The 17,864-nt window shown below is 70.8% G+C and carries 15 protein-coding genes; 4 read left to right on the top strand and 11 right to left on the bottom strand.

Features of this window, described 5'->3' with window-relative positions; translation table 11 throughout:
• The 6 genes from ispH to hpnC are packed head-to-tail and all read right to left on the bottom strand — an operon-like array spanning nt 1 to nt 7,456.
• Nucleotides 1–1,464, bottom strand: coding sequence for a 4-hydroxy-3-methylbut-2-enyl diphosphate reductase (ispH, locus tag ACZ7OI_RS12550; RefSeq protein WP_470264280.1), 1,464 nt, complete (start codon nt 1,462–1,464; stop codon nt 1–3).
• Nucleotides 1,461–3,365, bottom strand: a complete 1,905-nt coding sequence (gene shc, locus ACZ7OI_RS12545; protein ID WP_470264279.1) for a squalene--hopene cyclase — start codon at nt 3,363–3,365, stop codon at nt 1,461–1,463. Before shc ends, ispH begins: the two co-directional genes overlap by 4 nt.
• Entirely contained in the window at nt 3,365–4,396 is a 1,032-nt protein-coding gene (locus tag ACZ7OI_RS12540) for a polyprenyl synthetase family protein (RefSeq protein WP_470264278.1), read from the bottom strand. The genes shc and ACZ7OI_RS12540 overlap by 1 nt, the downstream gene beginning before the upstream one ends.
• Complete coding sequence (hpnE, locus tag ACZ7OI_RS12535) at nt 4,393–5,730, bottom strand: hydroxysqualene dehydroxylase HpnE (protein ID WP_470264277.1); 1,338 nt, start codon at nt 5,728–5,730, stop codon at nt 4,393–4,395. The genes ACZ7OI_RS12540 and hpnE overlap by 4 nt, the downstream gene beginning before the upstream one ends.
• Entirely contained in the window at nt 5,727–6,593 is an 867-nt protein-coding gene (gene hpnD, locus ACZ7OI_RS12530; protein WP_470264276.1) for a presqualene diphosphate synthase HpnD, read from the bottom strand. The genes hpnE and hpnD overlap by 4 nt, the downstream gene beginning before the upstream one ends.
• Nucleotides 6,590–7,456: a squalene synthase HpnC gene (hpnC, locus tag ACZ7OI_RS12525; protein WP_470264275.1), complete on the bottom strand. Its 867-nt coding sequence runs from the start codon at nt 7,454–7,456 to the stop codon at nt 6,590–6,592. The genes hpnD and hpnC overlap by 4 nt, the downstream gene beginning before the upstream one ends.
• 151 nt (nt 7,457–7,607) lie before the next feature.
• Here hpnC and ACZ7OI_RS12520 point away from each other — a divergent pair, with 151 nt between their 5' ends.
• The gene (locus ACZ7OI_RS12520) at nt 7,608–8,804 is read left to right on the top strand and encodes a PucR family transcriptional regulator (protein ID WP_470264274.1); all 1,197 of its coding nucleotides are present in this window, start codon (nt 7,608–7,610) and stop codon (nt 8,802–8,804) included.
• Nucleotides 8,805–8,926: 122 nt separating this feature from the next.
• Here ACZ7OI_RS12520 and ACZ7OI_RS12515 read toward each other — a convergent pair whose 3' ends face one another.
• Both ACZ7OI_RS12515 and ACZ7OI_RS12510 read right to left on the bottom strand, forming a co-directional pair.
• Nucleotides 8,927–9,676, bottom strand: a complete 750-nt coding sequence (locus tag ACZ7OI_RS12515) for an SDR family NAD(P)-dependent oxidoreductase (RefSeq protein ID WP_470264273.1) — start codon at nt 9,674–9,676, stop codon at nt 8,927–8,929.
• On the bottom strand, nt 9,676–10,341 hold the full coding sequence (locus tag ACZ7OI_RS12510) for a VC0807 family protein (RefSeq protein ID WP_470264272.1): 666 nt from the start codon (nt 10,339–10,341) through the stop codon (nt 9,676–9,678). Before ACZ7OI_RS12510 ends, ACZ7OI_RS12515 begins: the two co-directional genes overlap by 1 nt.
• 98 nt (nt 10,342–10,439) lie before the next feature.
• On the opposite strand from ACZ7OI_RS12510, the gene ACZ7OI_RS12505 reads away from it, so the two are divergent.
• The gene (locus ACZ7OI_RS12505) at nt 10,440–11,423 is read left to right on the top strand and encodes a DMT family transporter (RefSeq protein ID WP_470264271.1); all 984 of its coding nucleotides are present in this window, start codon (nt 10,440–10,442) and stop codon (nt 11,421–11,423) included.
• Nucleotides 11,424–11,441: 18 nt separating this feature from the next.
• On the top strand, nt 11,442–14,261 hold the full coding sequence (locus ACZ7OI_RS12500) for an MGDG synthase family glycosyltransferase (RefSeq protein ID WP_470264270.1): 2,820 nt from the start codon (nt 11,442–11,444) through the stop codon (nt 14,259–14,261).
• Here ACZ7OI_RS12500 and ACZ7OI_RS12495 read toward each other — a convergent pair whose 3' ends face one another.
• The 3 genes from ACZ7OI_RS12495 to ACZ7OI_RS12485 form a co-directional block, all read right to left on the bottom strand.
• Nucleotides 14,262–14,993 (bottom strand): DUF427 domain-containing protein, encoded by a 732-nt coding sequence (locus tag ACZ7OI_RS12495; RefSeq protein ID WP_470264269.1) that lies wholly within the window; start codon nt 14,991–14,993, stop codon nt 14,262–14,264.
• Nucleotides 14,990–15,487, bottom strand: a complete 498-nt coding sequence (gene msrA / locus ACZ7OI_RS12490; protein WP_470264268.1) for a peptide-methionine (S)-S-oxide reductase MsrA — start codon at nt 15,485–15,487, stop codon at nt 14,990–14,992. Before msrA ends, ACZ7OI_RS12495 begins: the two co-directional genes overlap by 4 nt.
• Nucleotides 15,488–15,566: 79 nt before the next feature.
• On the bottom strand, nt 15,567–16,472 hold the full coding sequence (locus ACZ7OI_RS12485) for a LysR family transcriptional regulator (protein WP_470264267.1): 906 nt from the start codon (nt 16,470–16,472) through the stop codon (nt 15,567–15,569).
• Nucleotides 16,473–16,579: 107 nt separating this feature from the next.
• Here ACZ7OI_RS12485 and ACZ7OI_RS12480 point away from each other — a divergent pair, with 107 nt between their 5' ends.
• On the top strand, nt 16,580–17,803 hold the full coding sequence (locus ACZ7OI_RS12480) for an MFS transporter (protein ID WP_470264266.1): 1,224 nt from the start codon (nt 16,580–16,582) through the stop codon (nt 17,801–17,803).
• Nucleotides 17,804–17,864: the final 61 nt, after the last annotated feature.

The raw sequence follows: 17,864 nt of genomic DNA, 5'->3' as shown, positions 1-17,864 counted from the left end.
TCAGAGCACCTCCCGAGGTAGGGTGAACGTCATTTCTTCCTCCGTCAGCGGGTTTTCCACGACGCTGACCGGCCCCAGTCCGCGCAGGGCCTCGACCGTTTCGGTCACGAGATGCGGCGGCGCCGACGCTCCCGCGGTGAGCCCGATCCGCCCGGCTCCGGCGAGCCGGCGCAGGTCGATGTCGGCGCACCCGTCCACCAGCACCGCCGGGGTTCCCGCACGTTCGGAGACTTCCACCAGGCGGCGCGAGTTGGACGAATTCCCGGATCCGACCACCAGGACCAGGTCTGCTTCGTGCGCGATCGCCCGCAGGGCCTGTTGCCGATTGGTGGTGGCGTAACAGATGTCGTCCTTGCGCGGGGCGGAAAGGCCGGGGAATCGTGCGCGCAGCACGGACGCGATCTCTTCGGCTTCGTCGAGCGCAAGGGTGGTCTGCATGGTGTAGGCGGTGCGCGACGGGTCGCGCACGGTGACCGTCCGAGCGGCCGCGACATCGCCGACAACCACGACGTTGCCGGGCGCTTCCCCGACGGTGCCTTCGACTTCCTCGTGCTCGGCGTGTCCGATGAGGAAGACCGTCTCGCCGCGCCCGGTGTAGCGGCGGACTTCGTTGTGCACCTTGGTGACCAGCGGACACGTCGCGTCCACTACGGACAGTCCGCGATCCGCGGCGGCCCGCCGGACTGCCGGGGAGACTCCGTGCGCGGCGAACACGAGCGTCGAGCCTTCCGGGACTTCCTCGACCTCGTCCACGAACACCGCGCCGCGGCCCTGCAACCGGTTGACGACGTGGGTGTTGTGCACGATCTGGCGGCGCACGTACACCGGCGCACCGTGCTTCTCCAACGCCCGTTCGACGATCTCGATCGCCCGCTCCACCCCGGCGCAGAACGAACGCGGGCTGGCCAGCAGAACAGTTCGCGGTCCCACCGCTGCAGTCCATGCGGTGAGCGCCGGAGCGGCCCGACGCAGACTTCGCAACCCGGCGAGTCCATTCGAGACAGTCGAAGGGTGAAGCAGTGGCTCGCCGACAGTGTCCACAATGGCTCGAACCACCGCGAACGGTTCACCGCTGGAAGCAAGCCACGCAGACTCCATATCGACAGCCAGCGCACCGCTTAAGGCCAGCGAAGCCCGTTCACGCTCCCGCACCACCTGCGAACTGCCGACCACCGGTCCGAGATGGACAGTGAGCCCAAGCCTCCGCAACGCGCCCGCCAGCAATGGCGCGGACGGCACCGGCACCACGCCGGAAGGTCCGCGCACCTCGGTGGCGACGACGACCTCGCCCGGCCGCACCTCCGGAGCGAGCCCGCCGCCGAGCCCCGCCACGATCCGCGGCCCGGACGGGAGCCGGGCCGCAGCGGCGGCGGCCCGGCGAGGCCCGAGTCCGGTGCGGACCGTCCGCTGGCCGCGCAACGCGGCCTGCTCGATCCGCAGCGGGGTGCAGACGATCGGTGTCATGACCCGCCCCGGACGTACCGGCCGAGCGCGGACAACGGAAACACCACGCGGTACAGGTGATACGACAGGTAGAAGTCGCCAGGGAACCCGGTTCCGGTGTGCTTGTCCTCGTCCCAGCCGCCGTCCGGACGCTGCCGTTCGCACAGCCATTCGACGCCCCGGGCGACCGCTTCGGACTCCCGCTCCCCGGCGGCGAGCAGCGCCAGCAACGCCCACGCGGTCTGCGACGGCGTCGAATCGCCCCGCCCGGCCCACGCCCGATCGTCGTACGACCGCAGATCCTCGCCCCAGCCGCCGTCGGAGTTCTGGTGCTCCGCCAGCCATTTCACCGCGCGCCGGATCCGCGGCGAAGTCACGGGAATCCCGGCGGCCACCAGCGCGGGCACCACCGCACCCGTGCCGTATACGTAATTCGCGCCCCAGCGGCCGAACCACGAGCCGTCGTCCTCCTGGTTGTCCAGCAGCCACCGCACTCCGCGACGGCATTCGCGCGTGTCGGATTTCCCTTCTGCAGCAAGCATTTCGACCACATGTGCGGTCACATCGGCCGACGGCGGGTCGATCACCGCGCCGAAATCGCAGAATGGCAAGCGAGTGGTGAGCACCTGCGTGTTGTCCGCGTCGAACGCGCCCCATCCGCCGTCGCTCGACTGCATCCCCTCCAGCCAAGCCACGCTCCGGTCGACCGCCTCGCGGATCCGCAGGTGGTCCGGTTTGCCCATCCGGCGCAGCGCGAGCACCACTTCGGCAGTGTCGTCGGTGTCGGGATAGCCGTCATTGGCGAACTCGAACGCGAACCCGCCCGGCTGCAGAGAAGGCCGCCGCACCGCCCAGTCGCCGGACACCCGGATTTCCTCGCCCAGCATCCAATCCGCGGCGCGGACCAGGGCTTCGTCGCCGGGGGAGACGCCCGCGTCGAGCAGCGCGGTCATCGCCAAAGCGGTGTCCCACACCGGCGACTGGCATGCTTCGAGCCGCCGCACCCAGCCCTGGTCGGTCTTCTCCCGGATGGTGAACCCGTCCAGCCCGGCGATCCCGGCCTTGAGCGCGGGATGGTCGAGCGGGTAGCCGAGCAGGTGCAGCGCGAGGATCGAGTACACCCACGGCGGCTGGATCCCGCCCCACGAACCGTCGGCTTCCTGCCGCGCCAGGATCCACTCCGCCGCTTGGTTGAGCGCGAGCTTGCGCACCGGGTTGAGCGGAAGTTTCGCGTACGCGTGCAGCGCGGTGTCGAGGTTCTGGAACACGCCGTCCCACGTCCACGGCGCGCGTGTCTTCGGCGGTCGCTTGCCGGTGCGCAGTTCGGCGACGTCGAACGGCAGCTTCCGCACCGGGCGCAGCGTGCCGACGACGGTCAGCGGCACGACGGTCTGCCGGGCCCAGCAGGCGAAGTCGTAGACGTTGAGCGGGAACCACGACGGCAGGAAGATCAGCTCCGGCGGCAGGCTCGGCAGCTCGTCCCACGACCACTGGCCGACCATCGCGAGCCAGATCCGGGTGAACACCCGCGTCGCCTCGATCCCGCCGTGCTCGCGGATGTACTCCGCGGCCGTCGCCAGCCACGGCGCGTCCGCCGGGTCGCCGGCCAGCCGGAGCGCGACCCACGCCTCGACCGTGGTGGACAGGTCGGCCGGGCCGTCCGGGAAGTTCGCCCAGGTGCCGTCGGCGCGTTGCTGCGAGCGGATCCAGCGGGCGGACTCCTCGGCGACCTGCGGGGCGAGGATGCCGAGGAAATGCCGGAGCAGCAGGTCTTCGGCGTCCATCGTGACGTTGGTGGCGAGTTCGCCCTTCCACCATCCGGCGCGGTCCTGCTCGCGGCGCAGGAATTCAACGGCGGCGGAGACAGTGTCGGCAGCCGTGCGGGCGGCGGGCGCGGACGTCCGGGGAACGGTCTGGGTCATCACGCCTCCCTTCCGGCGATGAAACGGGCGATGGAGACGAGGTCGGCGCGCGGGCCGGGCGGGATGGCGGCCAGTGCTTGCTCGGCGGTCGCGACGTGCCGCGCCGCCTCGGCGGTGGCCCACTCACGGCCGCCCGCGTCGTCCACCAGCGCGGCGATCCGCGCGAGGTCGGTGTCGTCGTCCCCGGCGAGCCATTCGGCGAGCCGGCGGCCCGCCGCGCCGCCGTGCGTGGTCGCGTAGGTGATCGGCAGCGACTTCTTGCGCGCTCGCAGGTCGGAGTACACCGATTTCCCGGTGACCGCCGGGTCGCCCCAGATGCCGAGCACGTCGTCGACGAGCTGGAAGGCCAGGCCGATCTCCTCGCCGAACACCGCCAGCGCGTCGACCACCTCGGCGGGCGCGCCGGCGAGCACCGCCCCGATCGCGGCGCTGGCTGACAGCAGCGCCCCGGTTTTCCCGGCGGCCATCGTCACGCATTCGGCGAGCACGACGTCGTCTCGCTGCTCGAACGCGACGTCCAGGAACTGGCCGTGGATGAGCCGTCGCGTGGTTTCGGTGAGCAATCGACCGGCTGGGACCGCGTGCGGGGAACCGCTGTCCAGCACCACTTCCTGGGCGAGCGCGAGCATCGCGTCCCCGGTCAGGATCGCGCTCGCCGCGCCCCACAGCGCCCACACCGTCGGCCGGTGCCTGCGCTCGGTGTCGCCGTCCATCAGATCGTCGTGGACGAGCGAGAAGTTGTGCACCAGCTCCACCGCGACGGCACCGGGCACGCCGACCTCCACCGGCGCGCCCGCGGCCTGCGCGGACACCACGGCGAGCGCCGAACGCACGGCCTTGCCCCCGTTGCCTTGCACCGGCACGCCGTTCGGATCGGTCCAGCCGAGGTGGTAGGCGCTGATCGCGCGGCTGGTGTCGTCCAGCCGGTCGACGGCGGCGCGCAACGCGGGCTGCACGACGTCGCGAGCGCTGCCGAGCACCGGCGGCGCCGCGGAACGCGTTTTCTCGGCAGTGAACAGATTGGCGGTCATGCTCCGACTCCCTCCCTCTTACCGTTGTGCTGAAGAAGGGCGGCGGCCGCAGCTGCACCACTGCGCGCGGCTCCCTCCATCGTCGCGGGCCATCCGGTCGCGGTCCACGCACCCGCCAGGTACAGCCCGGGCAAGGCGGTGCGCGCGGGCGGGCGCAGCGAGGCGGTGCCGGGACCGGGCCGGAACGTCGCGTGCCGCTCGCGGGTGACGAAGAAGTCGAGCACCCGCGCGTCGCGTGCTTCGGGGAGCAGGGACAGCAGTTCGGGCAGCAACCGTTCGCGCAGTTTCGCGGTGGGCAGGTCGATTTCGGAGTCGGCTGCGGACAACGACATCGCGAGGTACTGCCCGGAGTCCAAACCGGACTGTCGCGTTCGGTCGAACACCCACTGCACCGGGGTGCGCACGCCCGCGACGAACGGTTCGCCGAGCACCTTCCGGTCGAGCACCACGTGCACGTTCACGATCGGCGAGCTGCCGAGCCCGCCGGACCAGCCCGGCGGCAGCCCGATCGCCCCGGCGGGCGCGAGCTGTTCGGTCACCGCCGGGGGAGTGGCCAGAATGACCTGGCCGAACGTTTCCTCGCCGCGGTCGGTGCTGACCTGCCAGCCTTCGCTGATCGCGCGGATCTTCGTGCCGACCCGGACGTCCGCCCCGGCCTCGGTCAACCGGTCGAGCGCGGGATCGCCGTGCAGTTCCCGCAGCGGCACCAGCGACCATCCGATGTCGGCGGCGGCCGGATCGGTGAGCAGACCCTCCTGGAACACCGTCGCGGCGAGGCTGAGCGACGCGTCGTCGGCCGTCGCGTTCAGCGTCGCCACGCCGACCAGATCCCACAACGCTTCGATCGCCGCCGCGCTTTGCCCGTGGCGGCGCAGCCATTCCCCGAAGGACTGGCGATCCGTGCGGTCCGCCTTCGGATCCACCCGGCGCAACGCGAGCGCGGCGAGCGCGAACCGGGCCCGGTCGAGCGGGCGGAGCGGCTCGTACCGCAGCAATGAGCCGGCCAGGTGCAGCGGCGCGGGCAGGTCGTCGCGCCGCAGCCAGGTCGGCTCGGTCGCGCCCGGCAGGCGGATCGGAATCTCCAGCCGCGGCTGCAGCGTCACCCGGTCGGCGACGCCGAGCCGGTCGAGCAACGCGCGATAAGCCGTGCAGCAGCGCAGGAAAACGTGCTGTCCATTGTCGACCCGAAGCTCGCCGCGAGCGAACGAATGCGTGAGCCCGCCAAGGTAAGGCCGCGCCTCGAACAGCGTCACCGGTCGTCCGGCGTCGGCGCAGGCGAGCGCGGCGGCGATCCCCGCGAGCCCGCCGCCCACCACCGCGACCGCGGCGGTCATCGGCCGATCCCGGTCAGCGCCCGGAACGCCACCACCGCCTTTTCCCGGCCGGACAACGAAAGCCGCCGGTCGAACACGCGCGCGGGCTGCTCGTCGATCCGGTCCAGCAGGGTGCGGTAGATGCCCGACATCGCGGTGCAGCACGCGGCGCTGCGACTGTCCAAAGAGGGCACAAGCCGAAGACCGCGGGAGTACCAGTCGCGAGCCCGCGCGGCGCTGTCGTGGATCAGCGCGGTCAGTCCGCCTTCGGGGTCGGCCAGCCTCCCGTCCGGCCCGACCGACAGCTCGACGCCGAACCGGTCGAGGTCCTCTTTGGGCAGATACACCCGGCCGTTGAGCAGGTCTTCGCGGATGTCTCGCAGGATGTTGGTCTGCTGCAAGGCAATTCCCAGCTCGTCGGCGTACACCGGCGCGTTCGGCTCCGGACGGCTGCCGAACACGCCGAGACACAGCCGCCCGACCGAGCCGGCGACACAGCGGCAGTACTCGACCAGCTCCTCGAACCGCACGTACTCGCGGCCGGTCACGTCCATCTCGACGCCGTCGAGCAATTCCTCGAACGCGCCCAGCGGAATCGGGTACCGGCGCGCCGCGTCGGCGACCGCGACGTACACCGGATCGGTGGTCGCGGACAGGTCGCCGAGCGATTTCCGCACCCCGGCGAGGCCTTGCAGCTTCGCCTCGGCGGACGCGGCGGTGTCGTCGCCGATGTCGTCGATGATCCGGGCCAGCGCGTACACCGCGCACAGCGCCGAGCGTTTGTCCGGCGGCAGCAACCGGATTCCGTAGTAGAAGTTGCGCGCCTGGTCTTTGGTGACCTTCGCGCAGTGCGCGTAGGCCTCGTCCACTGTCGTCACTGTCATCCGGACCGCCTCCTCGTGCCGACTTGCAGCCACCCCAGCCAACTCAGCAGTCCGGCCCGGCTCGGCCGGACCGGCGCGGACAGCACGTCGCCGCCGCTCGCGCGCAGCGCGTCGACCGTCGCGAGCCCGCCGGCGAGGAAGCCGCTCACCGCGAACCGCCCCCAGCCGGACAGATGCCCGAGCAAATCCGCGCCGTCGCCCAGCAGGGCGGCGGCGCGGCCGGTTTCCCATCGCATCAGCGCTTTCATCCCCGGCGACGCGTGCGCGGCGCCCAATTCCTCCTCGGCCACGCCGAACTCGGCGAGATCCTCCTGCGGCAGGTAGACCCTCCCGTTGCGGTAGTCCTCGCCGACGTCCTGCCAGTGCTCCACCAGCTGGAGCCCGGTGCAGATCCGGTCGGACAGGACAGCCGCCGCCGGATCGTCCACTCCGAGCAGGTCGAGCACGATGCGCCCGACCGGGTCGGCGGAAAGCCGGCAGTACGCCAGCAAGTCCGCGAAGACCGGGTAGCGGCGCACCCGCTGGTCCTGGATGTTCGCCTGAACGAGTCGCTGGAACGGTTCCTCGGTCAGCCGTCCGGCGCGGATCGCCGGGAGAAGTCCACGGACAGCGGGATCTTCCGGTTCCCCGTTGCCGAACGCCGCGGACAGGTCCGCCGAGAAGGTTTCGAGCTGCGCGACCCGGTCGCCCTCGGCCTCGTCCCCCAGATCGTCCACAGTGCGCGCGACGGAATAGACCGCGACAAGGTCGGCGCGCAGCTTTTCCGGCAGCACCCGAAGGGCCACCGGGAAGTTTTCCGCGCGCCGTTTCTCCCGCAGCCCGGATGGCTCCGGAGCGTTACGGACGGCCGAGGTTGATCTCATCCCCGCCAGTGTCGCGCCCCCGGTCGGGCGGCTTCTGCCGCCGGAAGACGAATTTCGCTGGCTTCGACTTGGCACGAGAGGCCAAAGTGGGGACAGGATGTCCCAAAGCGACCCGAGGACCGCTGCCTGCGACGGAAGGACTCCCGGACACATGGGACCAGATCAGGTGACCCGGCTTGACGAACTGGAGAGGGTGGTGACCCGCCGGCTGCCCGCCATGCTCAACGAGGTCCGCGACCAGCTCGCGGACGAGCATCCCGACTACGCGGAGTTCCTGACCGAAGAGCTCGCCGACCTCGTCGCCGCCAGCGCGGGATTCGTCCGGCGCCTGATCGCCATGGCGGCCGAGCCCGACGAGCGGCTGCCGGAACTGGGGTCCGGCGTCGAGCAGACGGTGTTCGAGGAAATCGGGCGCGCGCAATACCGGCAGGGCAGGCGCGTCACGAGCCTGCTTTCCGCCTATCGGGTGGGCGCGCGCGTGGCGTGGCGGCACGTTTCGGAAGCCGCGCTCGATCTCGACGTGCCCGCCGAACTGTTCGCCTCGCTCGCCACCACCGTGTTCGCTCTGGTGGACCAGCTTTCGGAATCGTCGCTGCGCGGGTATCTGCAGGAGCAATCCGACGCCGTGCGCGCGCGGGAACGGCTGCGCGACGAACTGACCGCGCTGCTGCTGTCGGACCGTGCGGACAAGGCCGCGGTGCGCGCCGCCGCGCTGCGTGCGGAGTGGCGGTTGCCGAAGCACGCCGCGGTCGTGCTGGTGGAGGATGACAACGAGCTGGGCCGGGAATTGGTGTTCCGCCTGGAAGACAGCTGCCTGCGGCTGCGTCGCCCTGGCGTGGTCGTGGCGATCGTGCCGGACCCGAGCGGCCCGGGCCGGCGGGCGTGGCTGGCTCGCGCGCTGCGCGGCGGCGGCGCGGTGGTCGGCGCGACGGTGCCGCTCGACCGGCTCCCGGCCAGCCTGCGCATCGCCGAAGTGACCGCGCGATTGCGCCGCGACCACCTGCTCAGCGACGATCCGGTGTTCGCCGACGAGCATCTCGACGCGATCATCGTGCACCGCGACGACCGGCTGCTCGACGTGCTGCGAAGACAAGCCCTTGCCCCGCTTGACGAGCTGAACGAATCCGCGCGGGAACGCCTGTCCACCACGCTCACGTCCTGGTTGCTGCATCTGGGCGACCGCAAGGCCGTCGCGGAGGATCTGCACATCCATCCGCAGACGGTGTCGTACCGGCTCGGCCGCCTGCACGACCTGTTCGGGCCCTCGCTGGACGAGCCGGCCGTGCGCGCGACGCTCGTGCTCGCGCTGGCCTGGGGGCCGCCCGGGGAAGCGGACGAGATCGCCTGATGGGGGAATTTCCCTGATGCGGCAAGACAGGGGACATGATTGGGTCTCGTGAGTGGCTGCGCCGGTGGGAACCGGCATTGCCGCTCACGAGGTACGCGGGGGAGGAGGTTTGGGTGGGCCCGTCAGCTTTCGGCGCCGAAGCGTGCCGCGAGTGCGCGGTACAGGCCGGGCGCCGCGCCGCGCAGCGCGACGGGGATGCGCAGCCAGCGCGGCACGTAGTAGTCACCCGGATGCGCGGCGGCGCGCACGACGGCGGCGGCCACGCGTTCGGCGCTCACCGGCCGGGGCGTGCCGCGGGTGTACGGACGGCCGCGCCGCTCGAAGAATTCTGTGCGCACCACACCGGGAACTACGATTCCGACCGTTACTCCGGTGCCGTGCAGCTCGAATCGGAGGCTGTCGGCGAAAGCGTCCACACCGGACTTAGCCGCGGCGTACACCGCTTCTCCGGCAACGCCGGTGCGTCCGGCGATCGACGAGACGAAAACGATCTGCCCACTGTTGCGCTCCAGCATCGCGGGCAGCAGCGCGCGGGTCAGGTCGAGCGGTGCGGTGAGGTTCACCGCGACCAGGTGCCGCAGCCGCTCCGCGGACAGTTCCGGCAGGGGACCGGCCCAGCCGAGGCCGGCGTTGTTGACGAGCAGATCCACCGATCCGGTGATCGCCAGCGCGCGTGCGGCGAGATCGGCTGCGGCGTCGGGGTTCGCGAGGTCGGCGGCGAGCACGGTGCCGCCGGTTTCCCTGGCGAGGGCGGCCAGCCGCTCCTCGTTCCGGCCGTGCAGCAGCACGTGGACGCCGGAGCGGGCGAGTTGTGCGGCGGTGGCGGCCCCGATGCCGGACGATGCGCCGGTGACGAGTGCGGTGCGGGCCATCAGGCGGCGGGCAGCGCGGCCGGACGGTGGCCCATGCGCAGCGTGATGCCCGCCGAGCGCAGCGAACGGCGGAACCACCACAGCGAACCGGCGATGGCCAGCCCGATGATCGAATACGAGCCCGCGGTGCTGACCATGAGGAAGTTGCCGACGGTTTCACGGGCGAGCATCAGCAGCGTCACGCCGCCGTTCACCGCGAACACGAGCCCCCACAGCACCGACACGCGCTGGAAGAACCTCCGCATTCCGGGGTGTCCGGACAGCGTTTCGGGGAATGCGCAGAAATCGCCGGCCAGCCGCGCGAGAAGCGGTTTGTTGAACGGCGCGGAGATCAGGAACAGGCCCGCGACGAGGAAATTCTGTAGAGTCGGCTGGAGGAAGTACAGGAAAGCGCTGCCGGTGACCAGGCCCAGCACAGTGCGCGCGACCAGCAGAGCCGTGGTCAGCAGCAGCACGGCGGGGATCTTCTTGCGCAGCGCCAGCCGGGTGCCGACGACGGCGACCGACCAGCACAGCGCGGCGATGACCCCGCTGTCGAAGCTCACCAGGGTCAGCAGGAGATAGAACAGGCCGGCCGGGACCAGCGTCGACTCCAGCAGGTGCCGGCCCCCGCCCACAGCGAGGTTGCGGAACGAGGGGAGGTCGATCGTATGGGGGTGTCGCATGCGGGTTCTGCTGCCTCCGGTGCCAACCGGGCGACTCGGCCTCGGACAAGGCTCGAGCATAAGCACGGGGGATGGGGACGGTGTGAGGTGAAGAGTCCGTGACAGTTACGGGGATGTCGCTGGTCGTGGCTGTCCCCGCCGCCGTCGCCGGCGCGGCGTGCATGGGACTCGCGAGCGCAGCGCAGGCCAGGGCGACCAAAGAAGTGGAAACCGGCAAGCCGCTCGACCTGACGCTCTTCAAGCGGCTCGTCGGACGCCCATTGTGGCTCATCGGGATCGCCGCGACCATCCTGGGTCTCGTCCTGCAGCTCGTCGCGCTCGCTTTCGGGCCGTTGCTGCTGGTCCAGCCGCTGCTCGTGACGTCGCTCATGTTCGCCGGGCTCGCGTCCGCGCGGCTGGAGCGCCGCCGTCCGGACCGCACGATGACCCTCGGCGGCCTGCTGTGCGTGGCCGGGCTGGCCGCGTTCCTCGTCGTCGCCCGGCCCAGCGGCAACAGCGAGACGCTCGTCAGCGGCGGCGACCTGCTGCCGCTCGGCATCGCGCTCGCGGTGCTCACGCTGGCCTCGCTTGTCGTTGCCGCGTCAACGAATTCCGGATCTTGGCGGGTGCTCGGGCTCGCGGTCGCCACCGGCGTGCTGTACGGCCTCACCGCCGGGTTGATGAAGGTGGTCGCGGGCCAGTTCCGCGCCGGGATCGACGAACCGTTCCGGCACTGGACGCTGTATCTGGTGTGCGTGGTGGGGCCCCTGGGATTCCTGTTGAGCCAGAACACGTTCCAGCAGGGCCGGTTCCTGACGCCCGCGCTCGCCGTGATCACCGCGCTGGATCCGCTGGTCGGCGTCGCGATCGGGCTGTCGTGGATGGGCGAATCGGCGGACGGGAGGCCGATCGCGCTGTTCGGCGAGGCATTGGCCGGGCTGGTGATCGTGGTCGGGATCGCGCTGCTGTCCACGCGCGCGTCGCATTTGTCGGCGGAATCGGAAATGTCGCCCGCCGAAGGGGAAACCACGCCGGACGAGCCCGGCGAACGGCCTGATTCGGACCCGGACGACGGGTACGGCCTCGCCGGGACCGCCTGCTAGCGATAGGGGGAAGTGTTGGTGCGCGTGCTGATCGTGTCCGCGAACATGGGGCAGGGGCACAACGCCACCGGGCGCGCGCTCGAGGACGCGGTGCGGGAGCGCTGGCCGGACGCGACCGTTTCGTGGCTCAACGCCCTCGAACGGCTCGGCCCCGGTTTCGAGGGGCTTTTCCAGCGGATTTACGTCGCCAATGTGGAAAGCGTCCCGTGGCTTTACGAGTTCTTTTACGGCGCGATCTGGCGGATTCCGTGGTTCGCCGCCGCGTCCCGGTGGTTCACCGCTTCCTGGTGCGGGGCGCGGCTCGCGAAACCGGTCGCCGCATTCGCGCCGGACCTGGTGCTGTCGACGTATCCGATGGGAACCGCGGGCCTGGCCTGGCTGCGCCGCAAAGGAAAACTCCCGGTGCCGATCGGTGCGTGGGTTTCGGACTTCGCGCCGCATCCGTTCTGGGTTTACGGCGCGGCCGACCTCACCATGGTGATGCACGACGTCGCGGTCGCGCCCGCGCTGCGCTCGTCGCCGTCGGCGCACGTCGGGGTGTCCGCGCCGCCGGTGCGCGCGGTGTTCCGGCCCGGCGACCAGCCGGCGGCGCGCCACGAACTGGAGCTGCCGCCGGACGCGTTCGTCCCGCTGGTTTCGTGCGGGTCGCTGGGTTTCGGCGAAATCGAGACGACGGTGCGGGAATTGCTCGCGGCGGACCCGTCAGTCGTGCCGGTCGCGATCTGCGGGCGCAACGACGCGGTGGCCGCCCGGCTGCGGGCGCTGGACGAACCGCGGCTGCGCGTGGTCGGGTGGACGGACCGGCCGGAGTTGTACACGCTGGCGGCGGACGTCGTCGTGACCAACGCGGGCGGGGCGACGTCGCTGGAGGCGCTGGCGTGCGGGCGGCCGGTGCTGATGCATCGCCCGATCGCCGCGCACGGCAAGGCCAACGCCCGCTTGATGGCTGCGGCCGGGCTCGCTCTGGTGTCCACAAAGGACGGTGAGCTGGCGGAGACGGTGCGGGATCTCCTGGCCGAACCGGAACGGCTCAAGGAGATGGCCGAAGCTGTCGCCCGGCACTGCGAGACGGCCACCCCGTTGGGGAAGGCGCTGGAATCGCTCGTTTCCGCGCCGTTGAACCCGCCGACGCAGCGGTTGCGGCCGGAGGACGCGTTGTTCGTGCACGTGGCTACCCCGGAGGTGCCACAGCAGGTGGGGGCGGTGCTGGTGTTCGACCCCAAGGCCGACGGCACGCCGGTCACTCACGCGGACGCTGAGCATTTGCTGGCGGCGACGCCGGGCTTGCGGACGCGATTGCTGCCCGGCAGCGGGTTGTGGCGGGCGCGCTGGCAGGAGGAGCCGGGGCGGACGTCTTCGGATGTGCTGACGTCGGTGCGGGTCGGGCCGGAGGCGCCGTTGGACGCGGCTTTGACGCGGGAGATGGACAAGTTCTTCTCGGAACCGGTGTCGCCGGAACGGCCGGTGCGGGCGCGGCTGGTGACCGGGATCGAGGGGGAGCAGGGGGCGTTGCTGATCGCGCTGCACCACGCGGCCAGCGACGGGATCGCGGTGATCAGTGCGCTGGTGGGGCAGGCGCGGGGGAAGGAACCGCTGGTGCCGGTGGCGGTGCCTCGGCGGAGGAAGTGGCGGAGCGGGCCCAGTGTGGCATCGGGTGCGTCTGATGTGCCGCGTGCCGCGTGGGGTGCGTCTGACGCCTCGAACTCCGCGTTGGGCGGGTCTGACGCGCCGGACGCCGCAGTGGGGGTGTCAGACGCGCCGAGCGCCGCGTCGGCTGCGTCTTGCGTGCCGGGTGCCGCAGCGGGTGTGTCAGATGCGCCGAGCGTCGCTTCGGGTGTGTCTGGCGTGCCGGGTGCCGCGTTGGGTGCGTCTGACACGCCGAGCGCCGCATGGGGTGTGTCAGATGCACCCCATGCCACTCTGGGGCGCAACCGGTCTCAACCCGAGCGGAGTGCGGTGCGGGCGGGACTCGTCGCGCTGGCGGCACCGGTGCGCCAGGCGCTCGCTCGCGTGGCGGGCCCGGTGTGGCACGGGCTTGACCGGCCCGCGGAATCGACCGGTGGTTCCGGCGTTGCCAAGCCCGCTCGTGCGAAGCCCGGTGCCGGAACCCGCCATCAAGCCACCGACCTGGCCCGTGGCATCTGGACCCTCGCCCGAGCCGGCACCGCGCCCCGGGTCCGCTGGAACAAGCGCATCGACGGCCCCCATCGGCATTTCGCGCGGGCCCACCTCTCCGCCCCCGAGGTCCGGAAAGCCGCGCGCCGGGCGTCGGTGCCGACGACCAACCTCGTCCTCGCGCTCGTCGCCGAGGCTTTGCATCGCGAGCTGGGAGGGACCGCTCCGGAGCAGCTTCGGGTGCTGATCCCGATGTCGGTCCGCGACACCGGGACGTTCCGTCAGCTCGGCAACCACACCGGCGCGGCGTCAGTCGACCTTCCGACCGGGGCGATGTCGCTCTCCGAACGGGTACGGGCGACGGACCGCATGCTGTCCGACCAGGTCGGTCACGGCGCGCCCCGTGCGGGCAACGCGGTCGTGCGCGTCCTCGGGATTCTGCCGCCAGCGCTGCATCGCCGGGCGGCCAAGCTCGTCTACCGCGGCACCTGGTTCAGCGTCATCGCTTCGGTGCTTCCGGGCGCGCGATCGCCGGTGGTGCTCAACGGCGCTCTCGTCCGCACGGTATACCCGGTCTTGTCGCTGGCCCCGGGCGTTCCGGTGGCGGTCGGCATCATGACGTGGGCGGACCGGTTCACCGTCTGCGTCACGGTGCCTGCCGGACAAGAGGAGCGCGGCGATCGGCTGGCGGCTGCGGTCATGGAGGCGTTCGGCCGGTTGTAGTCACTGCGAGAAGTGCGTGCGCGGGCGCGGGAGAAGTTCGCCGTCTACTTCGATGTCGACCATCTCGTTGTAGAACGCCACGAGTCCGGCGATGGGCTGGACTGCCGCGGCCGGATAGGCGTACGTCCACGCGAGGTGCTCGCGCAGGACGTCGCCGACGCGGACGGACCAGTAGCCGGACGTCTCGCCCTTGTACGGGCAGGCGGTGACCATGTCCGGCTCGGCGACGAGGTGCGTGAAATCGACTTCGGTGCGGTTGAAGTAATACCGCGTCGGGAGGCCGGTTTCGAACAGCAGCACCGGTGACGACGATTCCGCCAAAGTCACGCCGTTGAGCCGCACTCGGACGTGCCGGGTCGAGCGCAAGGCGTCCACCCGCGTGTACGGGTTGCGCGGGTGGACGAAAACCTGTTCGTCTTCCTCGAACCAGGCATCCAGCGCGTCCCAGGCGAACCGGACGTGTCCGGACAGGACAGAGTCGTTTACCCAAGCGGCGGCGGGCTTTTCGACCTCGCCGGCGCGCAGCGAGAGCCGCCCCTCGTCCCCGGAGACCAGCGCGCCGGGGAGAACGTCGTCGATCGGGAAGTAGAACTGCGGGTAGTAGGGCCATTCCCAGACGTATTTCGCCCGCGTACTGTCCACAATGGTCTTCCCGGCGAGCACTCCGCGCACTCGCCGGGGGACTGGTTCGACGTGTCCGGTTTGGACTGCCGCCGCTGGATAATCGGTCATCCGCGCCTCGGGAGTTTCCAGCCGGGGCGCGGGAAGTGGCAGGTGTAGCCGTGCGGGTAGCGCTGGAGGTAGTCCTGGTGCTCCGGTTCGGCTTCCCAGAAGTCCCCGGCCGGGGTGACTTCGGTGACGACTTTGCCGGGCCAGAGGCCGGAGGCGTCGACGTCGGCGATGGTGTCTTCGGCGATCTGTTTTTGCTCGTCGGTGGTGTAGAAGATGGCGGAGCGGTAGCTGGCTCCGATGTCGTTGCCTTGGCGGTTTTTGGTGCTGGGGTCGTGGACCTGGAAGAAGAATTCGAGCAGGGCGCGGAAGTCGGTTTGGGCGGGGTCGTAGGTGACTTCGATGGTTTCGGCGTGGGTGCCGTGGTTGCGGTAGGTCGCGTGGGGGACGTCGCCGCCGCTGTAGCCGACGCGGGTCGCGGTCACGCCGGGCTGGTGGCGGAACAGTTCCTCCATGCCCCAGAAACACCCGCCGGCCAGGATCGCTTTTTCCGTCATTTCCTTCTCTCCCGTCGACAACTCCGTGTACAGGATGACGCTGCGGCGCCGGTCGCTATTCCGGTCGTCCGGGGCCCGGTCAGAACTCCGTAATATCTCCCTCCCCGGCGGCCGCGACGAACAGCTCCAGCAGTGTCCGCAGAGCCTGCGACGGCGGACGTTTCGCGGAGACGACGACGGTGAGCGGCCAGGTCAGCGAGGTTTCGGCGAGCGGGATCGACACGACGCCCGGCATGGTCAGCCGGGCAGTGCCGGGCAGGACGGCCACGCCGAGCCCGGCGGCGACGTAGCGCGGGACGGTCCGCAGGTCGGCGACCTCGGCGGCTACCCTCCGCGAAAGCCCGAGCGCGGCGAATTCGCGGTCTACCGCCAGCCGGTTCCCGAAGCCGCGCGGACAGTCGACGAACAGTTCGCCGTCCAGCTCCGGCAGCTTGACCGAGTCGCGCTCGGCGAGCGGATGACTGTCCGGCAGCACGGCGTAATACGGCACGCTGGCCAGTTGCGTCGCGTCCAGACCGCCCAGTTCCGCCAGGGAAAGGCCGAGCAGCGCGACGTCGAGCCGGCTGTGGCGGACGTCGTCGGCGAGCCCGGACGAACCGGTGAGGGACACCGTCAGGTGCAGGTCGACCAGCGGATGCCTGCGGTGGAACGCGCCGAGCAGCACCGGAAGATCGAACGCGTTCATGCTGGTCAGCGTGCCGATCCGGAGGCTCCCGCGCAGCCCGGCGGACGCCTGCTGCACCACCTCGCGGGCTCGCTCGACCGAGTCCAGCGCCGCTTTCGCCTCGGGCAGGAAGAGCTCGCCCGCGGTTGACAGCGCGACCCGGCGGGTAGACCGGTCGAACAGCGTCGCGCCGAGGTCGGTTTCCAGGGCGCGGATCGTCGCCGAGACCGTGGACTGCGTGGCGAACAGCCGCTGCGCCGCCCGCGTGAAGCTCAGCTCCTCGGCGACCGCGACGAAGAACTCGAGCTGGCGTGTGTCCATTGCCCAATTATCGCCGATCCAGATAACTCTGACCAACACTTTTCGTTGGACTTGATGAGTGAGGCGGGGGATCGTTTCAGACGTAGGTTCCCGCTCGGAAGGTCGACATGGTCACCACAGCTTCGCCCGTTTTCTCCGCCCCGGCCGGATGGCGTGTCAGCCACGGCTGGGGGTTCCGGGTCATCGCGTTCGCGTTCGCCGCGTGCCTCGCGTTCTCCACCGTGCCCACCCCGCTGTACGCGATTTACCAGCAGCGGGACGGGTTCCCGACGTTCCTGGTCACCGTCATCTTCGCGGCGTACGCGGTCGGTGTGATGGCCAGCCTCTACCTTGCCGGGCATGTCAGCGACTGGCTCGGCCGCCGCCGCGTGATCCTCGCTTCGACGCTCGCCGAGGCACTGTCGGCAGTCTTGTTTCTGCTCTGGCCGGAGGTCCCGGGTCTGCTGATCGCGCGGTTCGTGTGCGGCGTGGGCATCGGCGCGCTGACGGCCACCGCCACCGCGCACCTTTCGGAACTGCGCGCGGTGACCCGTCCGGACCAGGATCTCGGCCGCTCCGGCCTGATCGCCACCGTGGTGAACATGGGCGGCCTCGGGCTCGGGCCGATCGTCGGCGGGGTCTTCGCGCAGTACATCGACGGCCCGCTGACCAGCACGTTCGTCGTGTTCCTGGTCGTGCTGCTGGTCGCCGCGTTCGCGGTGTGCCTGGTGCCGGAGACCGTCGAACGGCGCGAGGAGCGTCCGGCGTACCGGCCGCAGCGGGTGTCGCTGCCCGCCGGGGCGCGGCCCGCGTTCGTCGGCGCGGCGATCGGGGTGTTCGCCGCGTTCGCGATCACCGGGCTGTTCATGTCGCTCGCGCCGACGCTGCTCGCCGAAGGGCTGCACCAGCACAACCGGATGCTCGCCGGGGTCACCGCGGGCTCGATGCTGGGCGCGGCGGCGGTGTCGCAGGTGGTCTTCGCGTCGATGGCGTCGCGGGTGCAGCTGCGGCTGGGGTTCGTGCTGATGCCGGTCGGGCTGGCGGTGCTGTCGGTCGCCGCGTTGCTGCCTTCGCTGGCGTTGTTCCTCGCCGGATCGGTGATCGCCGGGGGCGGGATGGGGCTCGGGTTCCGCGCCTCGGTCGCGACGGTGGCGGCGCTGGCCGATCCCATGTCCCGGGGCGAGGTGCTGGCGGGGATCTTCCTGGCGGCTTACGCAGGGCTGGTGGTGCCGGTGCTGCTGGTCGGCATGACGCTGCTGTGGGTGCCGAGCCCGCTCGCGCTGGTCGGGTTTTCGGCCGCGGAGCTGGTGCTGCTGGGTTTCTCCGCGTGGCGGGTGCTGCGGACTGCTTGAGCGGCTTCGACGGTCACGCTGCCGGTCCAGGGCCGCCGGAGGTCCGTGAAGGGCTCCTTGA

It is taken from the genome of Amycolatopsis sp. NPDC114503, from assembly GCF_055633655.1.
The sequence above is the reverse complement of the archived record's forward strand: the minus strand, read 5'-3'. Positions and strand labels throughout refer to the sequence as shown.

Coding starts and splice junctions, on each gene's coding strand:
- ispH (WP_470264280.1), bottom strand. CDS start 1,464: ATGACACCGATCGTCTGCACCCCGCTGCGGATCGAGCAGGCCGCGTTG.
- shc (WP_470264279.1), bottom strand. CDS start 3,365: ATGACCCAGACCGTTCCCCGGACGTCCGCGCCCGCCGCCCGCACGGCT.
- ACZ7OI_RS12540 (WP_470264278.1), bottom strand. CDS start 4,396: ATGACCGCCAATCTGTTCACTGCCGAGAAAACGCGTTCCGCGGCGCCG.
- hpnE (WP_470264277.1), bottom strand. CDS start 5,730: ATGACCGCCGCGGTCGCGGTGGTGGGCGGCGGGCTCGCGGGGATCGCC.
- hpnD (WP_470264276.1), bottom strand. CDS start 6,593: ATGACAGTGACGACAGTGGACGAGGCCTACGCGCACTGCGCGAAGGTC.
- hpnC (WP_470264275.1), bottom strand. CDS start 7,456: ATGAGATCAACCTCGGCCGTCCGTAACGCTCCGGAGCCATCCGGGCTG.
- ACZ7OI_RS12520 (WP_470264274.1), top strand. CDS start 7,608: ATGGGACCAGATCAGGTGACCCGGCTTGACGAACTGGAGAGGGTGGTG.
- ACZ7OI_RS12515 (WP_470264273.1), bottom strand. CDS start 9,676: ATGGCCCGCACCGCACTCGTCACCGGCGCATCGTCCGGCATCGGGGCC.
- ACZ7OI_RS12510 (WP_470264272.1), bottom strand. CDS start 10,341: ATGCGACACCCCCATACGATCGACCTCCCCTCGTTCCGCAACCTCGCT.
- ACZ7OI_RS12495 (WP_470264269.1), bottom strand. CDS start 14,993: ATGACCGATTATCCAGCGGCGGCAGTCCAAACCGGACACGTCGAACCA.
- msrA (WP_470264268.1), bottom strand. CDS start 15,487: ATGACGGAAAAAGCGATCCTGGCCGGCGGGTGTTTCTGGGGCATGGAG.
- ACZ7OI_RS12485 (WP_470264267.1), bottom strand. CDS start 16,472: ATGGACACACGCCAGCTCGAGTTCTTCGTCGCGGTCGCCGAGGAGCTG.
- ACZ7OI_RS12480 (WP_470264266.1), top strand. CDS start 16,580: ATGGTCACCACAGCTTCGCCCGTTTTCTCCGCCCCGGCCGGATGGCGT.